Annotated in this window: 20 protein-coding genes; 11 read left to right on the top strand and 9 right to left on the bottom strand. The window is 62.4% G+C overall.

The features are described 5' to 3' along the window. The first annotated feature begins 23 nt into the window (after nucleotides 1–23). From J2T57_RS21140 to J2T57_RS21120, 5 genes are all read left to right on the top strand, one after another. Entirely contained in the window at nucleotides 24–416 is a 393-nt protein-coding gene (locus J2T57_RS21140; protein ID WP_253485223.1) for a phasin family protein, read from the top strand. Nucleotides 417–547: 131 nt separating this feature from the next. Continuing rightward, nucleotides 548–1,087 (top strand): hypothetical protein, encoded by a 540-nt coding sequence (locus J2T57_RS21135; RefSeq protein WP_253485221.1) that lies wholly within the window; start codon nucleotides 548–550, stop codon nucleotides 1,085–1,087. A 232-nt stretch (nucleotides 1,088–1,319) separates the two neighbouring features. Next, nucleotides 1,320–2,357 (top strand): TRAP transporter substrate-binding protein, encoded by a 1,038-nt coding sequence (locus J2T57_RS21130; RefSeq protein ID WP_253485219.1) that lies wholly within the window; start codon nucleotides 1,320–1,322, stop codon nucleotides 2,355–2,357. Nucleotides 2,358–2,361: 4 nt separating this feature from the next. Beyond that, the gene (locus J2T57_RS21125) at nucleotides 2,362–2,961 is read left to right on the top strand and encodes a TRAP transporter small permease (protein ID WP_253485217.1); all 600 of its coding nucleotides are present in this window, start codon (nucleotides 2,362–2,364) and stop codon (nucleotides 2,959–2,961) included. Nucleotide 2,962: 1 nt separating this feature from the next. Next, complete coding sequence (locus tag J2T57_RS21120; RefSeq protein ID WP_253485208.1) at nucleotides 2,963–4,237, top strand: TRAP transporter large permease; 1,275 nt, start codon at nucleotides 2,963–2,965, stop codon at nucleotides 4,235–4,237. Nucleotides 4,238–4,245: 8 nt separating this feature from the next. Here the strand turns inward: J2T57_RS21120 and J2T57_RS21115 are convergent, their stop codons facing one another. Both J2T57_RS21115 and J2T57_RS21110 read right to left on the bottom strand, forming a co-directional pair. Next, on the bottom strand, nucleotides 4,246–4,899 hold the full coding sequence (locus J2T57_RS21115) for a CPBP family intramembrane glutamic endopeptidase (RefSeq protein ID WP_253485206.1): 654 nt from the start codon (nucleotides 4,897–4,899) through the stop codon (nucleotides 4,246–4,248). A 31-nt stretch (nucleotides 4,900–4,930) separates the two neighbouring features. After that, nucleotides 4,931–6,118 (bottom strand): BaiN/RdsA family NAD(P)/FAD-dependent oxidoreductase, encoded by a 1,188-nt coding sequence (locus J2T57_RS21110; protein ID WP_253485204.1) that lies wholly within the window; start codon nucleotides 6,116–6,118, stop codon nucleotides 4,931–4,933. Between the two features lie 195 nt (nucleotides 6,119–6,313). Between J2T57_RS21110 and J2T57_RS21105 the strand changes: the two genes are divergently transcribed. Together J2T57_RS21105 and J2T57_RS21100 are read left to right on the top strand one after the other, a co-directional pair. Beyond that, on the top strand, nucleotides 6,314–8,131 hold the full coding sequence (locus J2T57_RS21105; protein WP_253485202.1) for a hypothetical protein: 1,818 nt from the start codon (nucleotides 6,314–6,316) through the stop codon (nucleotides 8,129–8,131). 295 nt (nucleotides 8,132–8,426) lie between these two features. Next, a complete protein-coding gene (locus tag J2T57_RS21100; RefSeq protein WP_253485201.1) occupies nucleotides 8,427–10,574 on the top strand; it encodes a D-(-)-3-hydroxybutyrate oligomer hydrolase in 2,148 nt (715 codons plus the stop codon). A 63-nt stretch (nucleotides 10,575–10,637) separates the two neighbouring features. Here J2T57_RS21100 and J2T57_RS21095 read toward each other — a convergent pair whose 3' ends face one another. Beyond that, complete coding sequence (locus J2T57_RS21095; protein WP_253485198.1) at nucleotides 10,638–11,090, bottom strand: methyltransferase family protein; 453 nt, start codon at nucleotides 11,088–11,090, stop codon at nucleotides 10,638–10,640. Then, the gene (locus tag J2T57_RS21090) at nucleotides 11,090–11,602 is read right to left on the bottom strand and encodes a winged helix-turn-helix transcriptional regulator (protein ID WP_253485190.1); all 513 of its coding nucleotides are present in this window, start codon (nucleotides 11,600–11,602) and stop codon (nucleotides 11,090–11,092) included. Before J2T57_RS21090 ends, J2T57_RS21095 begins: the two co-directional genes overlap by 1 nt. Nucleotides 11,603–11,708: 106 nt before the next feature. On the opposite strand from J2T57_RS21090, the gene J2T57_RS21085 reads away from it, so the two are divergent. Further along, nucleotides 11,709–12,536 (top strand): alpha/beta hydrolase, encoded by an 828-nt coding sequence (locus J2T57_RS21085; RefSeq protein ID WP_253485188.1) that lies wholly within the window; start codon nucleotides 11,709–11,711, stop codon nucleotides 12,534–12,536. Here the strand turns inward: J2T57_RS21085 and J2T57_RS21080 are convergent. Beyond that, nucleotides 12,527–13,108 carry an LOG family protein gene (locus tag J2T57_RS21080; protein ID WP_253485186.1) on the bottom strand — a complete coding sequence of 194 codons (582 nt, stop codon included), beginning with the start codon at nucleotides 13,106–13,108 and terminating at the stop codon, nucleotides 12,527–12,529. The genes J2T57_RS21085 and J2T57_RS21080 overlap by 10 nt on opposite strands. A gap of 100 nt (nucleotides 13,109–13,208) precedes the next feature. Here J2T57_RS21080 and J2T57_RS21075 point away from each other — a divergent pair, with 100 nt between their 5' ends. After that, nucleotides 13,209–13,751, top strand: coding sequence for a macro domain-containing protein (locus J2T57_RS21075; RefSeq protein ID WP_253485184.1), 543 nt, complete (start codon nucleotides 13,209–13,211; stop codon nucleotides 13,749–13,751). 32 nt (nucleotides 13,752–13,783) lie between these two features. On the opposite strand, the gene J2T57_RS21070 is transcribed toward J2T57_RS21075, so the two are convergent. Genes J2T57_RS21070 through J2T57_RS21060 form a run of 3 tightly spaced genes read right to left on the bottom strand, consistent with a single transcriptional unit; the run spans nucleotide 13,784 to nucleotide 16,440 of the window. Beyond that, entirely contained in the window at nucleotides 13,784–14,653 is an 870-nt protein-coding gene (locus tag J2T57_RS21070; RefSeq protein ID WP_253485182.1) for a PA4780 family RIO1-like protein kinase, read from the bottom strand. A gap of 31 nt (nucleotides 14,654–14,684) precedes the next feature. Next, complete coding sequence (gene dbpA, locus J2T57_RS21065) at nucleotides 14,685–16,085, bottom strand: ATP-dependent RNA helicase DbpA (RefSeq protein ID WP_253485180.1); 1,401 nt, start codon at nucleotides 16,083–16,085, stop codon at nucleotides 14,685–14,687. A gap of 1 nt (nucleotide 16,086) precedes the next feature. Further along, nucleotides 16,087–16,440: a hypothetical protein gene (locus tag J2T57_RS21060; protein WP_253485178.1), complete on the bottom strand. Its 354-nt coding sequence runs from the start codon at nucleotides 16,438–16,440 to the stop codon at nucleotides 16,087–16,089. Between the two features lie 11 nt (nucleotides 16,441–16,451). Here J2T57_RS21060 and J2T57_RS21055 point away from each other — a divergent pair, with 11 nt between their 5' ends. Together J2T57_RS21055 and J2T57_RS21050 are read left to right on the top strand one after the other, a co-directional pair. Beyond that, entirely contained in the window at nucleotides 16,452–17,456 is a 1,005-nt protein-coding gene (locus tag J2T57_RS21055; protein WP_253485177.1) for a hypothetical protein, read from the top strand. 14 nt (nucleotides 17,457–17,470) lie between these two features. Next, on the top strand, nucleotides 17,471–18,028 hold the full coding sequence (locus J2T57_RS21050; RefSeq protein WP_253485166.1) for a sugar O-acetyltransferase: 558 nt from the start codon (nucleotides 17,471–17,473) through the stop codon (nucleotides 18,026–18,028). 3 nt (nucleotides 18,029–18,031) lie between these two features. Here the strand turns inward: J2T57_RS21050 and J2T57_RS21045 are convergent, their stop codons facing one another. Continuing rightward, on the bottom strand, nucleotides 18,032–19,012 hold the full coding sequence (locus J2T57_RS21045; RefSeq protein ID WP_253485150.1) for a cysteine synthase A: 981 nt from the start codon (nucleotides 19,010–19,012) through the stop codon (nucleotides 18,032–18,034). Nucleotides 19,013–19,015 lie beyond the last annotated feature (3 nt).

Below are 19,015 nucleotides of genomic sequence, written 5' to 3'. Positions count from 1 at the left end.
CAAACTGACAGAGGTGTTAAACCATGAACGAGCAGATCTTCAAAGACTACAGCGAACAGTTCGACAAGATTTTCGGCGGCACTGCCCGCGCCTATGGCGCGCTGGCCCTGAGCCACGCCGAAACGATCTTCAACATCCAGCTTGAGGCCGCCCGCGCACACAGCGACATCGGCATCAAGCGTGCCCGCGCCGCCCTTGAGCTGCGTACGCCGGAAGACGTGCAGGCGTATATCAAAGATCAGCAGGAAGTCGGTCGCGAGATCGGCGAGCGGGTCAAGAGCGACGCCGAGAAGCTGGTTTCCCTGAACCAGGAATTCGTGCAGAAGGCACGGAGCCTGTCGGAAGAAAGCGCTGGCAACCTGAACAAGGCTGCGAAGAGCAACGTGCGCAAAGCCACCGCCAAGGCTGCCAGCTAAGCAGGCGACTCCCTTGACGGTAAACCGTCGGCCTTTTGGTCGGCGGTTTTTTTTCGTCGGCAGAATTCACACGGCGGTCCATACTCCGAATAAGCGCTTTGTTACCGTGCTTGCGGTGGGAGGTTATAGCCGTGGAACAGCTCTTTCGCGCTTACGCCCGTCACTTCGATGACGCGGAGTGGTTCAAGGCGGTCTACGCCGCCTGTCTCGCAGCAGTCATTTTCCTTGTCCTGCAAATGATGATTGCCGCCCTATTCTGGGGCGAAAGTCCCCTGCTTCCGCTGCGCATGATTGGTGCAATCGCCCTGGGAACCGGGGCACTCGTGGAGACCGACTCCATCATGGGTGTGATGCTGGTCGCCTTTCTCCTGCACTTCGGCCTGTCCATCATGACGGCATGGATACTGATCCCCCTGATCCATAGAAATCCACTGACAGTCATGCTGGGCACCGGCGCTGCCGCCGGCCTGGTGATCTATCTGGTCAACTTCCATGTGCTCACCATGGGCTTCACGTGGTTCGAGGGCATGCGGGGCATGGCCACACTGGTCAACCATCTGCTGTTCGGCATGGTGCTCACTGGCGCGTATCACTACCAGACTCGTATACCCAGCTCTGCGGCAACTGCTCGTTACCATCCCCCGGCAAGTGGTGGCGGCGCCACCCTTTAAGAACGCCGGAGGCACCTCGAGCCAGCCATGCACCCGGATGGTTCATGCGCCCTATTTTGGTGCATAAACCATCCGGATGAGTACATCCATCCCTCGATAAACGTCCGTTCCTGCCACGCGGAGGAAATCCGCAGAATAGCTGGTCGCAGGCACTCCAGTGCATTTCGGAACTCTCACGGCTCTTTCCTGGCACAGGGTTTGCTTTTAAGCCCCGTTCTACAACGTGCTACCCATGTTGAACTGGAAGGAGATCATGATGTTGACCATGCCAAGAGTGCGTGCCCTGGCCGCCAGCGCCGCTGTGCTCGCCCTCGCCAGCACAGGCGTCGCGTCTGCGCAAACGACGTTGATCTTCCATCACGACCTGCCTGAGGACAGCGCCCAGCACCAGGGTGCCCTCCACTTCAAGGAACTGATCGAGGAGCGCACGGACGGCGCCTACGTGGTGGACATCTACCCCAACAACGAACTCGGTGACGACACCGAAGTGATCCAACAGATGCAGGGTGGGTCGGTCCACATGGCCCCCATTCCCACGGCAAAGCTCAGTGGCGTGGAACCGGCTATGCAGCTTGCAGATCTGCCATTCCTGTTTCCATCGCCAGAAGTGACCTACGAGTTTCTTGACGGTGAGGTCGGCGACAGACTGCTGGAAATGATGAGTGCCCGTGGCTTCTACGGCGTCGGATTCTGGGAGAGCGGCTTCAAGCAGATGACCTGTAACGCCCGCATCGAAGAGCCCGACGATTTCAGGGGCAAGGACGTGCGGGTGATGGAAAGCCGTCTGTTGATCGAGCAATTCCGGGCACTGGGCGCAAACGCCATCCCCATTGCATTCTCCGAGACCTACTCGGCACTGCAGCAGGGCGTCGCGGACTGCCAGGAGAACCCGATCGTCTCCATCGCCAAGATGCGCTTCCATGAGGTGCAGGATTACATGGTGCTGAGCGACCACGGCTACCTGGGTACGGCTTTCCTGTATAGCCAGGTCTGGTTCGAAACCCTGCCGCCGGAACACCAGGAAATCTTCCGGGAAACTGCCCTCGAGGCAGGTGCCTACCAGCGCGAAGTCTCGGCCAGCGAGCAGGATCGCTACCTGGAAGAGATCCGTGACTACGGCTCGGTGGAAATCTACACCCTCACGGACGAGCAGCGGGAGGCCTTCGAGGCGGCCATGCGGCCCGTGCACGATTCTTTCCGCGATGAGATCGGTGGCGATCTCATGGACATGGCTTATGAAGAGCTCGAGCGACTGAGCGAGCAGCTCTGAAGCCATGGCTGAGGCATCATCCATAACCAAAGCCGGAGAAGGTCAGCCGCCGCACGCGGCGGCTGACTCTACCCCCGGCCTGTTTGCACGAGTCTGGGCGGCGTTCGATGCAGTCCTGCGCTGGATCGAGGACGCACTGATCGCGCTGCTGCTCGGCGTGGCGGCGGTGGTCATCGTCGTGGATATCGTCGCCCGATTCGTTTTCAGCAGCTCCCTTGGCTGGGGGCCGGAGTTCGTGCGCTATAGCATCATCTGGATGGTCTTCATTGGTGGCAGCGTCGCGGCACGGCGGGGGGTGCACATCAGTATCGATGCACTGCAGTCCGCCCTGCCCGCCAATGCCGCGCGCTGGCTTACCGCGGCGATCCTCGCCATTTCATCCGTGTTTTGCGCCTATCTCGCCTACGAGGCTGTGGGCTTTGTGCAGCAAAGCGCGCGCTTCGGTCAGCTGACATCCTCCATGCGGATTCCGCTTTGGTGGGTCATCATGGCCATCCCCATTGGCTGCAGCCTGATGTGCCTGCGTTTCGCCGAGCGCGCGGTCACCGTGGCCCGCATGGCGCGCGGCCATCGCCCTGGCTTCAGCACCGACCTGGCAGGTTGATATGGGCGCTTTCATCACTTTTCTGTTCACGCTGCTGGCGGTGGGGTTCCCCATCTTCATCGCCCTGTTGATGGCGGTGATGCTGTTCATGACGCTGAACGGCGCGCCGAACCTGGGCGTCGTCATTCAGCGCATGTTCTCCGGGGTCGACAGCTTCCCCCTGATGGCCATCCCTTTTTTCATACTGGCCGGCAACCTGATGAGCACGGGGGGGCTGTCGAAGCGCCTCATCCGCGTCGCCAAGGCGCTGGTGGGCTCCCTCCCCGGGGGGTTGGGCATGACCACCGTTTCCGGGAGTATGTTCTTCTCGTCGATCTCCGGATCGAGCCCGGCGACGGTGGTCGCCGTCGGCAAGCTGATGTATCCGGCCATGATCAATGCCGGCTACACGCCGCGCTCGACCATCGGTCTGCTGATGAGCTCAGGGTCCCTTGGAATCGTCATTCCGCCGAGCATCTTCATGATCGTCTACGGGGCCGTCACCGGCACCTCCATTGGCGCGCTGTTCCTTGCCGGCGTCGGCGCCGGACTGGTCTACGGGATCTGCTTTCTCGCCTATTGCTATGTGCATGCCCGGGTTGTCGGTTTGCCGGTACAACCACGGGTGCCGCTTCGGGAAGTGTGGGACGCCATTCGGGGCGCTATCTGGGGGCTCGCCATCCCGTTCATCATTCTCGGCGGCATCTACGGCGGGGTGTTCACGCCCACGGAAGCGTCCGGTGTTGCGGTCATCTACGCGGCCTTCGTCTCCATGGTGGTCTACCGGGAGTTGAGCGTCGCCGAGCTATACCGTGTGCTCACCGAATCCGCCACCATGACAGCGCAGGTGATGATCATCCTGGCCGGTGCAGCCGCGTTCTCGTGGTTCATCTCCACCAGCGGTATCACCCGGGAACTGGCCGGCGCCATGATTGCCATCAGCGACAATCCCATCATGGTACTGGTGCTGATCAATATCATCGTGCTGATAGCCGGGATGCTGCTTGACCCCACGTCGATCATCGTCATCCTCGCGCCGATTCTCTACAGCGTCGCCATGCAGTTCGGTGTCGACCCGGTGCATCTGGGCGCCATTCTCGCAGTCAACGCGGCGGTGGGCATGTTTACGCCGCCCTTCGGGCTCAATCTGTTCGTCGCCAGCAGTGTCGGGAACGTACGCTACGGCGATGCCGTAGTGGGCGCACTGCCGCTGATCCTGATCGCGCTCGCGGCCTTGCTGCTGGTGACCTACATACCGGCCATCAGCCTGTGGCTGCCAAGAGCTGTCTACATGTAGCCAAGGTCTCACTCCGCGCCGAGCAGACGAAACACGGACAGCGACGCGAAATTGAGACCGGTGTGGGCGAGAATCAGTGGCCAGAGGCTGCCCCAGCGCACCATCAGGCGGGCGAAAACCAGGCCGATGACAGCGGTCTGGACCACACCGAACCAGCCCTGATACAGGTGCCCGAGGCCGAAAAGCACTGATGACAGAATCACCGGTGCCCAGACTCCGGGAAACAGCACTTGGCACCGGTTGAGAATGAACCCCCGGGCCAGAACCTCTTCGTAGAAGCCGATGAAGAAGGTGATGGCAAGCAGGGTCCAAAGGCTGTGCCCGCCCACCAGCCAATCGGCAACCCCGGCGAGTTCCTGCTGGTGCCCGGAGAGCACGTCGGGGGATGTCAGCAGCAACAGCCCCGACAGCAGCAGATTGACGACAAAGACGATGCCCAGCGCCAGCAGCCCTAGCGGCACATCCTGGAGGCGAAAGTTGACGAGGCCCAGGCTTCGCCAGCGCTGACCCCGTCGCCACAACAGCAGCTGCATGCCGAGCAGGATAAGACCACCCTGGAGCACGATCATGGGGAGCAGGGACGCCCCGCCGCCGCGAGCCGCGAACAAGGCGGCGATGATGCCCGCGCCCACGGTGAGCAGCAGCACCAGGAGCAAGTCCATGAGGGCTTGCGGGCGGGATATACCGTGCGGGCTAGACATGCTGACCTGCCGCGTGCCCCGAGGCCCACGCCCACTGGAAGTTGTGTCCACCCAGATGGCCGGTGACGTCCACCACCTCGCCGATGAAATACAAGCCCGGGTGGTCACGGCATTCCATGGTCCTGGATGACAATCCGCCCGTGTCCACCCCACCCAGGGTGACCTCGGCGGTGCGGTATCCCTCGGTACCCGAGGGCCAGATCCGCCAGGGTTTGCAGGTTCGCTCCACCTGGTCGATGTCGGCTGCGCTCATCTGGTCCAGCGGCTTGCTCTCCAGCCACAGCTCACAAAGCCGTTGTGCCACCCGGCGGGTCAGCAAGTCGCTCAATACTGTCTTCAACTCCACCCGGGGGCGTTCCCGCCGCGCCTCTCGCAAGTGCTCGGCTATGTCCAGATCGGGGAAAAGATCGATATCCATCGGCTTGCCAGCCTCCCAGTAGGACGAAGCCTGCAGGATCGCCGGCCCGCTAAGCCCCTTGTGGGTGAACAGAATGTTCTCGCGGAATGCGACTCCGTCAGCGCTGGTTTCGGTATCCAGAGACACCCCGGACAGATCGGCGAGCTGGCGGAGCTTCCGCCCCTCAAGTGTGACGGGCACCAGCGCGGCCCGGGTCGGCTGCACGGCGAGACCAAGCTGCCGCGCAAAATCGAAGCCGTAGCCGGTGGCACCCATCCGGGGGATGGAGTAACCCCCGGTGGCAATCACCAGGGACTCGCATTGCACCTGCCCGTGCCCCGTGTGTAGACGGTGCGGCGGGCCCAGTTGTTCCACCGTTACGGGGCAGTCGGTCAACACCTCCACGCCTGCCGCCGCGCACTCCGCCAGCAGAATACGCACGATGTCCTTCGATGAGCGATCACAGAAAAGCTGTCCCAGCTTTTTCTCGTGGTAGGGCACCTGATGCTTCTCCACCAGGCCGATGAAGTCCCATGGTGAATACCGACTGAGCGCCGATTTCACAAAGTGCGGATTAGCGGAAATGAAGTGTTCCGGTGTCGTGTGCAGGTTGGTGAAATTGCACCGACCACCGCCGGACATGAGTATTTTCTTGCCAACCTTGTTGGCGTGATCCATCACCAGCACCCGCCGGCCGCGTCGGCCGGCGGCAATGGCGCACATCAGCCCGGCGGCCCCGGCCCCGATAATCGCCACATCCACCTGCCGCGCGCCCGTATCCATGCGGCGCATTCTAGGGAGACTCGGATCAGTTCGCACGCGCGCGTTGGGAACTGCCCCGGCAAATCCGGCCCAACGTAACCCATTTAGAGTACCCCGTTCAGGGGATTGGTCGGCTCACCGCAAACGTTTATCACCATGACTCAACCCAATGGGTTTTTGTTGGGCATCTTAGAATAACCAATCGGGAGCATCATCATGGTGGAATCCTCGCGCCTGCAACGCGCCATACATACCCTTTTAATCTCAAGCGCCAGCGCGCTGCTGCTGGCCGGCTGTATCGGGGGCGGGGGCGGAGGTGGGGGTGGCAGCAGTAGTGGCGGAGGAAGCGGTTCATCACCGAGTGGAGATACCCTCGCCGAACTCACCGGGCTCACAGGCGACGCCGGTAACGAGGAATATCTGTATTTCACGTCTGCGTTCGAGGGCGCGGCGGGGCTCTACCGGGTTGACCCGCTGAACCCGGGGACACCGGAACTGGTGGATAGCGATCTCGGATCCAGCCTGCTGCCAACCATGATCGCTGGCACGCCGATCTTCCTCGGCATTCAGCCTGGCGAATATGATCGTTTCCTGCTCCCGATAACGGAGGCGACCCTCGAGGAAGACGGCGCTATCTCCGATTTCCGCGTCGCGCAGGTGCTCTATGGCGAGGGTTTCGCCACGGAGGACCCAAATGGATATCAACGGGCGCCCACGGCCAGGGGCTCGACGGCCACCCCTAGTCCGGTGTCCAGTCAGAACCTTGGCGCACCGCTATTGAGCGCCTTCATTCAGAATGACCTGACAGACGCGCTTGGAACAGCCATCTTCAATCGCATCTCCGGTGAGCAATTTCTGGTAGGCGATGACGGCGATACCGCGCCTCTGGAGATATCAGGCGACTTGCGGGCGGTGGCCGGCGTCTTCGATCCAGATCAGGCCAGACACGCGGGCTATCTGGTGATAGACGAGACTAACGGCGACACGATCCGCATGGTAGGCACCGACCTGGAACTGCTGCCCGGCAACGTGCTTGCCGACGGCGAGCCAGTATCAGGCGTCACCCGGGCCACGGTGGTGGGACCAACCCTGGGCCTGGGTCTGCAGTACATCGCCCTTTCGTTCGACGACACGGACGGCGACGACAGCACACCACCCGGAGAACTCTGGCTCTACACACCCGATCCCGGCACGCCGGGTACGCTGACGCGGCTCACCAACGGCGCAGGCGATGCGCTGCGGTTCCCCGTGAACCTGTTCAATCAGGACGAACTGGCAACGCCTTCTCCGGCCACTGTGGTTGCCATTGGGGACTCGCTCTATTTTCCGACGCAGGGTCAGTTCCTTTTCGCCAGCGGCTTCGAGATTATCCGGGCATCGCCGACGGGTTGGACGTCACTCATCGAGGAGGACGTGAGCACCGTTGCCTTCATGCTCAGCGCCGGTAACCGGCTGGTCTACCACATTGCAAGTAGCGCCATTGTTGTCTCCATCAACATGAATGGCGGCGATCGGCAGGTGATCGACCTGGTTCAGAGCGCGAGCATCTCCCCGGTAGCACGCGGTGATGCCAACGGCTGGGTCTACTTCAATCGCGAACAGGGCAGCAGTGGCAACCGCATCAATGTGGCAGTGGCGGTCAGGGCCAATGGCAGTGACAAGATTGAACTGGTCAATGCGCGCTGGGTGGGGGCATCAACCAGTGGCCGCGCGGCCACCGCCGAACAGCTCGATGCCCTGGAACTGAGCGAGGTATTCCTGCTCCGCGACAGCGGCGAACTGGCGGCGGTGAGCGCGGGCACGCCAGGTGACGGTGCCGTCACCCTTGGGGAGCTGCCCAACTCGGCATCCGACGCACGCATGTTCGGGCTGGCACCGGGGCCCTACCGCCTGCTGCAGACTGTCATCGGCGAGCCTACGGACAACCCCAGCCATGAAGTCATCCTGGTTAATACCAGGGAGGCTGATTCCCTGCGCGTGGTGAGCTTCCAGCTCATCGACAACGGCAACCAGCGGCCCGTGCGCGGCTTCTGAAGGATCCCGACACCCACGGCGGGCGAATCGGCCCGCCGTGTCCTTCCATGGACGACGTCCTGTTCTCCGGACAGATGACTGTTTTTCCGGACGTTATTTCATCCGAATCTCCCAAAACTGACCGACATTCCGGACAGATGTCTTGCCACTAGCTGGCTACCATATTAATTGTCATTGATTTCAATCGCTTCAGACAATGCACCAGGATGGCGCGAATCTTGTTAACCATCTTCCCCAGCGGACCGGCATAGAGACCGTGTTCCGTCTATAACCAGAGAAAAACGAGGAGGAAGCGATGCATACCAGACGCCATACCTGGCTATACCTGCTTGCCCTGCCCGCCATGGCCCTATCCACGACCCTCGCCGCGAACCCCGGCCAAGGTGCTGGTCCTGGGGCGGGAGCAGGGCCGGACGTCGACAAGGGGCGCGGTGGCCCACCGATTCTCAACCTGCCTCCCGCAGGGCTGATCGGTGAGATCCGCCAGCAGTACTATGACGGCTCGAGCGATGATCTTCTGACAGCCGGCCTGGGCCAGAGCGGTCTTGCCGGCGGTGCGCCAGCCTTTGCCGACCCGGCCAATCCAACGGCGGCGGAGTTGCGACGACTGGCGATCTACAACAACTACCGCGCGCTGGTGCCAGTGGCCCCCGGCGGGGGCTATGGCGAGTTCTTCGGCCCAGCCGTGGGGAGCAGCACGCCAGACGGCAGGATCTCCGGCCATGAATGGCTCACGCTCATGTCATCCGGCGAACAAAACCGTCACACGGTGATGGTGCAGGTGCCGGACAGCTTCGACAGCCGACGCCCCTGCATGGTCACCGCGCCCTCCTCCGGCTCCCGTGGGGTGTACGGCGCCATCGGCACAGGTGGTGAGTGGGGGCTGAAGCGCGGCTGTGCGGTGGTGTACACCGACAAGGGCACCGGTATGGGGGTGCACAATCTCGATAACGGAACCGTCACCGGTATTGACGGCACGCTGGTGGAGGCCGGCAGCGACGATGCCGTATTCACCGCGCCCATTTCAGCCACCGATCTCGATACCTTCACGGCCGACGATCCGAACCGTATCGCCTTCAAGCACGCCCATTCCCGCGCCAACCCGGAAAGCGAATGGGGTCAGAACGTGCTCGACTCCATTCGATTCGGCTTTTACGTGGTGAACGAGCTGTATGGTCAGCAGGATGCACAGGGGCGGCGCATTCCAACGATTCGCCCGGGCAACACCCTGGTCATCGCCTCGGGTGTATCCAATGGCGGTGGTGCTGCGGTGCTGGCCCTGGAGCAGGATACAGAACGGCTCATTGACGGGCTCGCTGCATCCGAACCCAATGTAAACCCCACTGTCAGGCGGGATTTCACGATCCGTCAGGGGGCCGGGCCGGTGATCTCCGAGCACAGCCGCTCACTGCTGGATTACCAGACCGCTCTGGCGGTTTACCAGGGCTGCGCCAATGCGGCGCCGTCGGTTTCAGATGCGCTATTCAATCTCGTCACCCCGGGCAGAGAGGCCATCGCCGCCAATGCCTGTGCCAGATTGGAATCCCTGGGGCTGGTGACAGGTGAGGACACTGCAGAGCGGGCAGAATCCGCCCTGTTGGCACTCATCGAAACATTCGGCCTGCAGCCGGAGCAGGCGCTGATTCAGCCCGTAACATGGTGGGCCAATGTGTCCACCGGGATCGCGGTGACCTACGCCAACGCCTATGGCCGCTTCGGGGTCGAAGACAAGCTCTGCGGAGTCACCTTCGCGGCTTCGGATGCTGGCGGCGGCGTCATACCGCTGCCGGAGGTAGCGGAGCGGGCCATCTTCAGCACGGGCAACGGCATTCCCCCCACCGGCGGCGTGAACCTGATCGACGGGAATGCCGCTCAGGGCGTGCCCACGGAGATCAGCCAGGCATTATCACCGACCACCGGAAACCCGGACTATTCTCTGGACGCCTTTCTCTGCCTGCGGGCTCTGGTGGACAGCGATAACGAATACGCTGCCCGCGTTGCCGATGGCATCGACGAGATCCGGGCCAGCGGTGATCTGCAGCGTCGGCCGGCAATCTTCGTCACACCGCGTGCCGACCAGATCCTGCCGATCAATCACACCTCAAGACCCTACGTGGGGCTGAACCGACTGGTGGAAGGCAAGCAGACAGGCCTGCGCTACTACGAGGTACTGAACGCCCAGCATCTGGATATCCTGAATAACCTTCCAGGGCTGGACGCCCAGTACATCCCGCTGCACCACTACTACTTCCAGGCACTGGACAAGCTCTATGACCACCTCAGGGGCGGCAGGCCGCTGGCACCGAGCCAGGTGGTTCGCACCGAGCCGCGCGGACCGGGTGCTCCACCCCTGACCCTGGCCAATCTGCCAGCCATCAGCAGCAGCCCGGGCGAGGGTGATGTGATCCTGTTCGAGAACAACCAGTTGCGGATCCCGGAGTAGGAAATCCGAGAGTGCCGGGCGTGGTCATGGCGACCGCGCCCGGCGTTTCCCGGCCGCTGGCGGTCAGATCCAGCGGCGTACCGCCTCACGGTAGGCCTGGTACTCCGCGCCAAAGCGATTGACCAGGGCGTGCTCTTCCACACGGATCTGGAAACGATCGATGTACCAGATAAACCCAGCCAGAATCGGTACGCAGAGACCATTGCCCAACCAGACGGCAAAGGCCGCCAACAGCAAGGCATCAGCCAGATAGATGGGATTGCGGCTGAGACGGTAGACCCCGCTGGTGATCAGCGCCGAGGCCTTGTCCGGCGTCATGGGGTTGATGGTGGTTCGCGCCCGGTAGAACGCGTGCGCCGAGGCAGCCATGAGGCCAACGCCAAGCGCCACCAAAAGAAGCACCAGCGTCTGCTGCAGGGGGAAAGCGGCGTTCAAGCCGTCGAACAGCCGGGCAACCAGCCACATGAGCAACGCCGCAATGGCGAGTATGACCGGAGGCGGGATCAGCAGACGCACTAGCCTTCCGTGCCCTGTGAGGACAGCGATTCCAGCAGGCTCCCATAGCGCCGTTTCACGGCGGCGTCTGCCCCCGGCCCCGGCAGCATCACGATGTCCCGGGCGCCAAGCACCTCCCCGAGGCGATTCCTCACCTGCACCGGCGGGATTTCCTCGCCACTGGCCCGATCAACGAATCTTACGGGGACCTGCTGGTCGCAGAGCCAGGTCATGGACCACTGGCTGATTGATACCAGAACCGGAACCAGTTCCCTGCCCGCCCGGCTCAACCGGTACTCCACCACGCGACGGTCCTCCGCGGAGGGAACACGGTCAAAAATTCCGGCGTCCACCAGTTTGCGCAGCCGTACCGTGAGTACATTGCGGGCAATGCCCAGTTCGCGCTCGAAATCGTTGAACCGGCGAGTGCCCAGGAAGGCTTCACGCAGCACTAGCAAGGTCCATCCCTCGCCAAGTATTTCCATGGCGCGGGCAAGCGGGCAGTTGCTCTTGAGGGGGTCATTCGCCTTCATGACGCCATCCTACTCCTGGCAACAGCAAACTGGTAGGTTGCGATTCGAAACTTAAGCAGGTAGATTTTGGTTTCCAAATGAAACTGATCCTGATGGAGATAGGCTCATGAGCATGGCAACCATGGTCCGCGCTGCAAGCCAGGTCTTCGGGCGGCTGTGCCCGGACGCCACGGCAAAGTTCGCAGAGGACATGGTCACGCGTCCCCGCCGCCGGCAAGTGGCAGTCGCTCAGTCCGCCACTGGCTTACACCCTGGGGAGTGGATCACGCTCGGCGGTCATATTCATGCGCTGCGCTGGGGCCAGGATGGGCCCGCGGTGGTTGCGCTGCACGGCTGGGAGGGCCATCCGGGGCAATTCACCCCACTGGCCAACCGGCTGGCGGCAGCCGGCTACCAGGTGTTTTCCCTCAACGCGCCGGCCCATGGCAAGGATGCCAACCGGCGCACCCATGTGGGCGCCTTTGCCGATTATCTCGGCGAGGCCAGCCGAGAAATAGGCACACCGGCGGGAATTATCGGGCACTCCATGGGCGCCGGGGCGACACTGATCGCAATGGCAGCGGGGCTGGCCGCAGACAAGGCCGTCCTGATCGCCGGGCCGGCGGACTTTCGGGGCATACTCCGCCGCGCCTCGCTGGAACTCGGTCTGCCCGCGTCGGTCCATCGGCGCTTTCTGCAGCGCATGCAGCGCCGTGTCGGGCTTAAATACAGCGACCTCCGGGCCGAGACGCTGCTCACCCGCATCAACTCCCCGTTGCTCGTCGTCCACGATCACGGTGACCGGCAGATCCCGTTCCGCGACGCAGAACGGCTGGTGCACGGCGCCAATCAGGCAGAGTTGCTGGCCACCACTGGCCTCGGCCACGGCCGCATACTTGCCAGCGACGCCGTCGCCGAGCGCATCACGGGCTTCCTGCAAGCTGCTCAGGTCTGATCGCGGTCGATCCATTTCGGCATGGCTGTGGGCTTATAGCCAATGAAGCGGTCGAGCAGTGTCGCCGGGTCAGTCTCAACCATCAGCTGGCCGCGATGACGTTCCCGCACGAACTGCTCGGTCACCGTATGGTCGAGAAACACCGACAGGTGATCATAGTAGCCGGCCACGTTCAGCAGACCGCAGGGTTTACGGTGAAAGCCAAGCTGCGCCCAGGTCCAGGCCTCGAATATCTCCTCGAGCGTACCCACCCCACCCGGCATGGCTATGAACCCGTCGGACAGGTCGGCCATCATCATCTTTCGCTCATGCATTGAGGTGGTCACATGGAGTTCGGCCAACCCCTGGTGGGCCAGCTCCTTTTGCATCAGTGATTCCGGGATCACGCCCACTGCGCGTCCCCCATGGGCGAGGACTGCATCAGCCACCATGCCCATGATGCCAACCCGGGCACCACCATAGATCAACCCGATCTCCCGCTCGGCCAGCAATCGCCCAAGGCTATTCGCCGCATCCGCGTAAGTAGGCTGCCGGCCAGGGCTGGAACCACAGTAGACACAGACGTTTTTCATGAGGCTCAACACTCTCCGGTTACGAGCGAATGACAGGAACTTTACTACCCTTTCGATAGAGAGACTTCCAGTCAGCCGCAGAATCCGGGAGGTTGCAGCCATGGGCAAGCAGAGTATCCGGGGTATCACCGTTGAGTGGCTGACCGGCGACATCGCCAACCAGCCGGATATGGATATCGTGGTCAATGCGGCCAATGCGGAGTTGGGCACCGGCGGTGGCGTCGCCGGCGCCCTGCATCGCGCGGCGGGACCGGGGCTGGAAGAAGAATGCGGCGAACTCGGGCCCATCAAGCCCGGCGAGGCGGTGATCACCAGCGCCCATGGCTTACCCAACCGCTACGTGGTGCACTGTCTGGGGCCGGTCTACGGCCGCGATATTCCGGAGGAATCGCTGCTGACGTCCTGCTACCGGCGGGCCCTGCAGCTGGCGGACGATACAAGACTCAGCTCGATCGCTTTCCCGGCGATATCGTCCGGCGCCTTCGGCTATCCACCGGATGATGCGGCCCGTGTGGCTGTCCAGGCTGTGCTCGCCGCCCTGCCAAAACTGAAGTTCATTCGCCATGTGCGGTTCGTGCTGTTCAGCGACACGGATCTGCAACGGTACGAACGGCTGCTGGGCGGCAAAGTGCCCGCCTCATGATGTGATGAGGGGAATCCACTGACGGCGGAGCGTCAGTACCGGCCGGTATCCTCTTCCTCGCGCCTCGCCAGCGCCTCCATCCGCTCGGCATGTTCCCGGCGGGCGTCTTCAATCACCGTCATCACGCCACGCACATCCGCCTTGCGGGTGTCTTCGGCGAAGTGACCGGTCAGCTCGACCTCGGGGTGCAGACCACCGCTCTCGTACAGGGCCCAGATCTCCCGGGCGTAGTTCGTCTCTAGCAGCTCAGGGGCAAAACGGCCGAAATAGGCACGCATGTTGTTTACGTCCCGGGCGAACATCATGGAAGCACTGTTGTTGACTGCGGCTTCCACGGCCTGGGGCAGATCGATGATGACGGGTCCGTCGGCGGCGAGCAGCACGTTGAACTCGGAGAGGTCGCCGTGCACCAGCCCCTCGCTCAGCATGCGCACCACGTCGGTGACGATACGGTGATGGTAGATGCGTGCCTCTTCGGCAGTCAGGGCGACATCATCCAGCCGCGGCGCGGTCTCGCCATCGGCATCGACGATACGCTCCATCAGCAGCACGCCATCCACGAAGCCATAGGGCTTCGGCACTCGCACACCGGCGTCCACCAGGCGGTAGAGTGCATCGACCTCGGCCGTGAGCCAGGCCTGCTCCTGTTCTCGCTGGCCATAGCGTGTCTTTTTCGCCATGGCCCGCCCCTGCCGGGTATTGCGCACCTTGCGGCCTTCCTGGTACTGCACAGCCTGCTTGAAACTGCGCTGCTGCGCTTCCTTGAACACCTTGGCGCAACGCAGCTCATCACCGCAGCGCACCACGTAGACCTGCGCTTCCTTGCCGCTCATCAACTGCTCGACCACGGCATCGATCAGGCCGTCGTCCAGCAGGGGCTGCAATCGCTTCGGTACTTTCATGCCACTCCATGGGCCGGCCCGGCCCGTTGCATTACGAAGACACTTTGCGGGCCCGGAACGACCGGCCCTTGATCTTGCCCCGACCAAGCTGAGCCAGCGCCTGTTGTGCGACCTGGCGGTTCACGGCGACATAGCTGCTCTGGTCCAGGACGTTGATCTTGCCGATCTGGGCACCGGCGAGGCCGCCATCTCCAGTCAGGGCGCCAAGTATATCCCCCGGTCGCAACTTCTGTCGTTTACCCGCGCCAATCTGCAGGGTCACCATGGGTGGTCCTGCGGGCTTGGCGTCCAGCGCATCGGGCGTCGGCAGGGGCTCCTCAGTCAAGGCGCGACCCAATAGTTCCGACAGGCGCAGCATGCGCTCGGCCTCACCTGGTGTGAACAAGGTGAACGCCCGACCCGTCGAACCCGCGCGCCCGGTGCGGCCGACACGGTGTATGTGCACCTCGAGATCGTTGGCGATCCGGTAGTTGAACACCGCGTCCAGGGCATCGACGTCCAGCCCTCGCGCTGCCACGTCCGTCGCCACCAGGATCGATGCGCTTCGGTTGGCAAACAGGATCAGGCGGCGATCGCGATCCTTCTGCTCCAGTTCGCCATGCAGGGCAAGCGCACTGAACCCCATGGAGCTCAACGCGTTGGCGACTTCCTCGACCTCGCGGCGGGTATTGCAGAACACAACACTGGATTCAGGCTGATACTGCAACAGCAAGCGCCGCAAGGCCTGGAATCGGGCCTGCTCGTCGGCCACTTCATGAAAATGCTCCCGGATCGTCCGCTGGTCATGGCCCTCGGCCACGGTGACGGTCAGCGGATCGCGCATCAGGCCAGCGGCAATCGCACGGACGACTTCGTCGAAGGTGGCGCTGAACAGCATGGTCTGTCGCGTCGACGGAGTCTGCGCAACGATCCCTTCAATCGCCTCGCGAAAGCCCATGTCCAGCATGCGATCAGCCTCGTCCAGCACCAGCATGCCGAGCCCATCGAGCTGCAGCCCGCCCTTGCGCAGATGTTCATCGATGCGCCCCGGGGTGCCGACAACCAGATGCGCGCCATGGCTGAGTGAAGCGAGCTGCGGGCCGAAGGGGGCGCCACCGCAGAGTGTCAGCACCTTGATGTTGGGCAGACTCCTGGCAAGCCGACGCAACTCGCCCGCCACCTGATCGGCCAGTTCGCGGGTGGGGCACAAAACCAGCCCCTGCACCTGCCGGGCAGCCGCATCAAGGCCTGCAAGGAGGGCAAGGCCGAAGGCGGCGGTCTTGCCGGAGCCGGTCCTGGCCTGCCCGATGACATCCCGACCGGCGAGCAACGATGGCAGGCTCTCGGCCTGGATCGGGGTCATCTTCCGGTAACCCAGGGACTCCAGATTGTTCAGCAGGGCTGGAGGCAGCGGCAACACGGAAAAATTGGCGGCGGCGGAGGAATCCGTCATCTCAGTAGCCCCGCTTTTCGCGAAGGTGGGTCAGACGGAGAAAGATTGCGATCTGCGCGAGCAGCAGTACACCCACGACCCGACCAAACACCCACCCGGGAAACAGGATCAGGGCAACTGCGATGGCACCGAGCACACCGGCATAGATACGTTTGTCCGCCACGCCATCATGTACCTTGGCGGACCAGAACAGTGAACCCAACAGCAGCGCCATCAAGGCCGTGGAGCGATTGAACCAGGCGCTTATACCCCCCGACCCTCCGGCAAACTCGTCGGCCAGGGCCAAGGACAGCGGAAAGAAGGCGGCCAGAATCCCGATCAGCCAGAGCATGCATAGAAACGTAGTTTTGCGCATAGCCCGATAGTATGCGCGAAAATCCTGCGTACCAAACAAGCGCGCTTGATGCCTGCCATACGCGTTGGCTTCAGCGGCAATCTCTGCCATGGTTTATCGAGGCAACCACACGGTTGGCAACGGTGACATTGCCAGATCGAAAAATCGGCAATGTGCGGGCACAAGGAAAAACTCGCGCTACGCGACAAGGAGTTACCGTGGGTCTAGTCAAGAGCAGAAAACGCCTCAGCAAGCCGCAATCGAAAATCAAGAAGCAGCCTCATTCGTTCAGCACCAAATTCGAGGGCAAGAAATTCGTCATCGTCGGGCGCTCGCCGTTTGGCTCCAAGGCGAAAAAAATCGTGGTCAACCAGGACAAATCGAAAGGTCACGTGGAAGACCGCAGACATATCCTCCACTACGACGAGGTCATCAAGCCTATGGCAGAGCGGGTAATCAGCGCGCTTTACGTAAGCCAGGGCCAGGACAAGCACCGCACGGCGGCATTGATCAGCAAGCGAATGCAGCAGCGGCATGTAAAGCGTTTGCCGAAGAACCCGGACAAGCTATTCGAGCGCTTGGTCACCGAACTCAACAGCGCACCCGACAACCTCATCCCTGATCGGGCAGACACCAACAAGGCAATCGAGGCGGTGCGAGGCTACATCCGCAAATACAAGCAGCAGTTATCCACGCCGGAATTTGCGGCGGATTGCCACGATGACAACAGAAAACGGATGGATAGCTACAGGCAACTGGCCCGGACAACATTTCCCCTGGACAACAGCGGTGGCGATATCACCCTGGAGCGCAACCGGATCCACGGGGAGATTCTCGGCTTCATTGATGGTTGCACGTCTCCCGCCGAACTGTGGTCACTGCTGCATGACCTCGAGCATTCCGTAACCTTTGACTTCTCACCCAACATTCAACGGAGTGCGACCGTCAAGGCCATCAATTGGCAGAAGAAGATGTCATGCAATGATGGCAAGGCTCCATTGGACCAACTGGATGATCTGATGAGCCTGATGGACTGAGGGCAAACCGACCCATGCCCACAGAAAAGGAAAAAATGCTCGCTGGCGAGCTCTACGACGCAAGCGATCCGGAACTGGTGGCGGATGGACAGCGGGCCCGGGTGCTTTGCCAGCAACTCAATGCACTGCCGCCGGCGGGGCCCGAGGCGCAGCGACGTGGTCTGCTGGGCGGGTTATTCGGCAGCGCCACGGATGTCGTCATCATGCCCCCGTTCCAGTGCGATTACGGCCGCAACATCTCCCTCGGCTCCGGCGTGTACTTCAATTTCAATTGCGTGGTGCTGGACGTCTGCCGAATAACCATCGGCGATCGTGTGCTGTTTGGCCCTGCGGTGCAGATCTACACAGCCTCACACCCCATGAGCGCGGCGGAACGCCGAAGTGGGCTGGAGTTCGGCGCGCCTGTGGTGATCGGTGACGACGTCTGGGTGGGAGGTGGTGCAATCATCTGCCCCGGCGTCAGCATCGGTGCCGGCTCAGTCATCGGCGCAGGCAGCGTGGTCACACGGGACGTACCAGCTGACGTGTTTGCCGCAGGCAACCCCTGTCGTGTCATCCGCACCGTGGATTGAGCCTTACGCGCCGGCGCGCAAGCCCTTGCCGGCCAGCCACTCGGCGTTGAACAGCCGCGAGTAATACCGGCTACCGCCGTCGCAGAGGATGGTGGCGATGGTGTGTCCCGGCCCCAGGTCCCGCGCGAGGCGCACCGCCGCTACCACATTCACGCCGGAGGAACTGCCCAGGAACAACCCCTCCTCGTGCAGTAGCCGGTAGACCATGCTTACCGCCTCCTGATCGGGAATGCTGTAGGCATCATCCAGCGGGGTCCCCTCCAGATTGGAGGTGACCCGCGTACTGCCGATGCCCTCGGTGATGGAGCCACTGCCCTCCACCTCGGGCGTGCCCGTTTTCACGTAACGGAACAGGGCGCTGCCGCTTGGGTCAGCCAGCACACAGCGCACGTGTTCCGATTGCGCCTTGAGATAACGCGCAACCCCGGCCAACGTGCCGCCGGTGCCGGTGGCACAGGTAAACGCACTCAGCCCGCCGTCGGTGTCCCGCCATAACTCCGGCCCGGTGGTCTCGGCATGGGCCTGTCGGTTGGCAACATTGTCGAACTGGTTGGCCCAGATGGCGTTGTCCATCTCCCCGGCCATGCGTCCGGCGATCTTCTGGTAATTGTTCGGGTCCTTGTAGGGCTTCGCCGGCACCGTGTGGACCTCGGCGCCCAGGGTTCGCAGCAGATCGATTTTCTCCTGGCTCTGGGTCTCTGGAATCACGATCACGCAGCGATAGCCGCGGGCATTACAGATGTGGGCGAGCCCGATGCCGGTATTGCCCGCCGTCCCTTCCACCACCACGCCACCCGGGCGCAGCGCACCGCGCCGTTCGGCATCCTCGATAATGAACAGCGCCGCCCGGTCCTTGACGGAACCACCTGGGTTCATGAATTCCGCCTTGCCGAGGATTTCGCAGCCGGTCTCGTCCGACAGATGGCGCAGGCGAATCAGGGGAGTGTTGCCGATGGCGCCGGCAAAGCCGTTGCAGATACTCATGCC

Origin of the sequence: Natronocella acetinitrilica (assembly GCF_024170285.1) — a bacterium.
GTDB classification, from domain to species: Bacteria; Pseudomonadota; Gammaproteobacteria; order Nitrococcales; family Aquisalimonadaceae; genus Natronocella; species Natronocella acetinitrilica.
This window is presented reverse-complemented; position numbering and strand designations above follow the sequence as displayed.